At 73.4% G+C, this 3,023-nt stretch carries 4 protein-coding genes and 1 pseudogene; all 5 read right to left on the reverse strand.

Annotated features, from left to right (window positions below):
- Positions 1–369: 369 nt before the first annotated feature.
- Positions 370–525: a hypothetical protein gene (locus tag E1265_RS37590; protein ID WP_165954000.1), complete on the reverse strand. Its 156-nt coding sequence runs from the start codon at positions 523–525 to the stop codon at positions 370–372.
- Positions 526–811: 286 nt separating this feature from the next.
- A complete protein-coding gene (locus tag E1265_RS35285) occupies positions 812–1,645 on the reverse strand; it encodes a hypothetical protein (protein ID WP_132935032.1) in 834 nt (277 codons plus the stop codon).
- Complete coding sequence (locus E1265_RS35290; RefSeq protein WP_132935033.1) at positions 1,642–1,836, reverse strand: hypothetical protein; 195 nt, start codon at positions 1,834–1,836, stop codon at positions 1,642–1,644. Before E1265_RS35290 ends, E1265_RS35285 begins: the two co-directional genes overlap by 4 nt.
- A 4-nt stretch (positions 1,837–1,840) precedes the next feature.
- Positions 1,841–2,464, reverse strand: a complete 624-nt coding sequence (locus E1265_RS35295) for a hypothetical protein (protein WP_132935034.1) — start codon at positions 2,462–2,464, stop codon at positions 1,841–1,843.
- 172 nt (positions 2,465–2,636) lie between these two features.
- Positions 2,637–3,023: pseudogene (locus tag E1265_RS37595) on the reverse strand (hypothetical protein); the annotation flags it as partial.

The raw sequence follows: 3,023 nt of genomic DNA on the forward strand, positions 1-3,023 counted from the left end.
GCATGTCGATGAGTGCCATGAGGGTGCTCCAGGGTGTATCCGAAACGCCGCCGGCTGCTCCCGAAACGGGATCCGGCGGCGCCGAAACGAAGTGGGGTGGGCCCGAAACGAGGCCGCCCGGCGGCGGCCGAACGGCAGACTCGGGGCGAAACAGGGGCGTGGCCCCACCGGGTGTTCGAGCGCGACAGCCGGTCAGCCCGCCCGGTACGCGTGGGGGTGTGAGGCGGCGCTCACAGCGAGTGGTTGGACCGGGTGGCGAGCCGGCAGAACTGGCCTCGTGGCGCCCCACGCGCCATCGCGCACCGCCCGAGTACTGGTGGGCGGCGCGCGATGGCGGCAAGAGCGGCGATGGCGAGCGGTGTTGTGACGTCAGACCTCGTCCGCGTCGGTCAACAAGATCTGCAGGAGAGTCAGGTCCACTGCGGAGTCCAGATAGCCGACCTGCGGCGTGTCGGGCTGCGGGTCGTTCTGGTACACGTCGGTGCGCAGGCCGTTAGTGTCGTTGGAGTCGGGAGAGTCGTGCACGGATGGCTCCTCGTGATGTGAAGTGGTGGGCGACGGGCAGGGTCCTGCGGGCGCGTATGAGCGGATCGGTGACGGGGCTACCAGTCGCCGAAGGTGCAGACCGGGCCGCATCCGGCGGTGCGGCAGTTGTGAGCGCGGATCTCCTCTCGCCGGGCGTCATCGAGCGCGTCCCGCTGGCGGCGATTGAGGTTCCAGCGAACCGGCTCAGCGCCAGCCGCCAGCTCCGCGCAGCGCGGACAACCGTCCACGCGTCGGCCGAAGTTCGGGCCGTGGGTGTGCTTCGTCGTCACGGCTCCCGCCTCCCGGCGAGCGTCGTGTCGGCCGGGGCGTCCGGCTTGCTCACGTACCCGTACCTGGTCCAGCGCCACCAGACCTTGGATGCCGGCAGCCGATCCAGGTCCGGGGCGTTCCACGCCTTCCCCCACCCGGACGGTGTGGCGCCGTGCTTCTCGGCGCAGGCCTGGGCTTCCTCCACGCTGTGGTGGACGCTGTGGAGCCGGCCCCATTCCAGGAGCAGGATCAGGCCCTCCCGCCCGGCTGCCTCCCGCAGCAGGGTCAGTTCCTCGCGCTCCTGGTCGCGGCCGGCGAGGGCCTCGCGCAGCTGCTCGTGGGCCTGGTCCCGCTCGCGTTCCAGCTCCCCCATGGCGCGGCTGGCGGTGTCCCTGGCTGCGGCCAGGGCCGGCACGTGCGGGCCGGTCAGGCCCAGCGCCGGTGCCGACCGGGTGAGGATCGTCGCGACCTCGTTGATGGCGCGGTCGGGCTGGGACGCGTAGTGGCTCAGGGTGCGCGAGATGTTGGCCGCCACATCGTGCGCGACGGCCAGGTCCTCGCGGGCCTCGTGCAGCTGCTCTAGGAGGCGCGCGAGGTCCTCGCGCACGGTCTTCGCGTCGCTCCGTTCGTTGTCGACGGCCGTGAGCGCGTCGCGCAGTTGCTCGTGGGCGTCCTCGAGTTCGCCCTCGAGGACGGTGACGCGGTCGAACGCGGCGTCGGCCTGGGTGGCCTCGCGGACGTAGAGGTCGTGCCAGTTGTCGGCGTTGAGGGCGGCGGCCTGGCCGGCGTCGGCCTCGGCAGCGAGCTCGCGCACGGTCGTGGCGCGCACGAGGCGGATCGGGATGTTCACGTCTTGGTCTCCTGCCGGAGTGGGCGGTGGATGTCGGCGACGCGGTGGCCGCGGTCCAGAGCCGCGGCCACCGCGTGGTGCGCGGCCCGCAGGGCCCGGATCGCCACCGGAGCGCGCACGCCGACGACGGCGATCACGCGGGAGGCGACGGCGATGGCCCTGCGGGCGCGTATGACGGTCGGGTCGGCCACGCGGCTAGTTGCCGCAGACCGGGCAGCAGGTCCCGGAACGCTTGAGGACGTTGGGGCGGCCCTCGATGATGCAGGTCTGGCAGGGGACGTCCCCCATCAGCGGCATCGGCGGCCGGGTGTCCCCCAGGGGCAGACCGGCCACGTCGACGGTGCCGACGACGTGCGGGTGCTGGCGGTACGGGGGCTCGTCGGACGGCGCGCGGTCGTGCCGGCCGGGGTTCGGTGGCCGGTTCGGCAGCGGGGGCTTGTCCTCGAGGGCCGGACCGGTCGGGGCGAGCGCGGTGTCGGTCTCGTCCCGCTCGAAGCCGCGCTCGTCCTCCTCGCGCTGGATGCGGCGGATCTCGTCGTCGAGCAGGCTGTCGACGGCGGCCGCCAGGAGCGCGATGTCGGCCGCGTAGCCCCAGGTGAGGCCGCACGCGGTGCAGCGCCAGGCGCCGCCGGACGACGCCATGCTGATGCCGCAGCAGATCGGGCCGGCCGTGGTCCAGGGGGCGCCGGGGCCCTTGCCGTGGTCGGGGCAGTGCTCGCTGTCGGTCTGCGCCCAGGTGCAGTTGTCGTTGCCGGTCGACAGGGCCGGTAACGCGACGGGTTCCGGCAGGGTGGTGATGTGGGGCATGATCGTGCCCACGCGATCAACTCCTCAGTTGCGTGAGGTGGTTGGTTGTGAGCGGCCCCGGCGTCTTGTCCACGTCCGGGGTCGCGCTCTTGTTCTGGGTGGGGTCCTGCGGGCCCCCTGCACGCCGCCGCGCCGCCCCTGTGTTGCTGGGGCGGCGCGGCGGCGACAGGTAACCGACAGGCGGCTAGCGGGTGATGCGGGCGGCTCCCGGCTTCAGCGGAAGGCGCGGGGTCTCGGTGTGCGGCTTGGCGCCCTGCGGGAGCCGGCTGCTCTTGGTGAGGTCGACCGAGGCGCTGACCTCGTCCCACTCCCGGCGCCGGCGCGCCGGCAACGCGGCCGCGAAGGCGCGGTCCGCCTGCCGCTCCAGCCGCTCCCGGTCCTTGTCCGCCTTCCGACGGGCTGGCTCCTGGTAGAGAAGGCTGACGTAACGGGCGGCCAGCTTGGCGCCGTCCGCGCAGTGCGCACGGCCGACACAGCCGGCGCAGCCGCGGCGGTGCGCGTGGTAGGTCTCGCGGGCGTCCGACGCCCGGGGGATCGGCCTGTCGAGCTGGGTGACGGCGGGGGCCTTGGG

The organism is Streptomyces sp. 8K308 (genome assembly GCF_004348315.1).
In the GTDB taxonomy this organism is placed as follows: domain Bacteria; phylum Actinomycetota; class Actinomycetes; order Streptomycetales; family Streptomycetaceae; genus Streptomyces.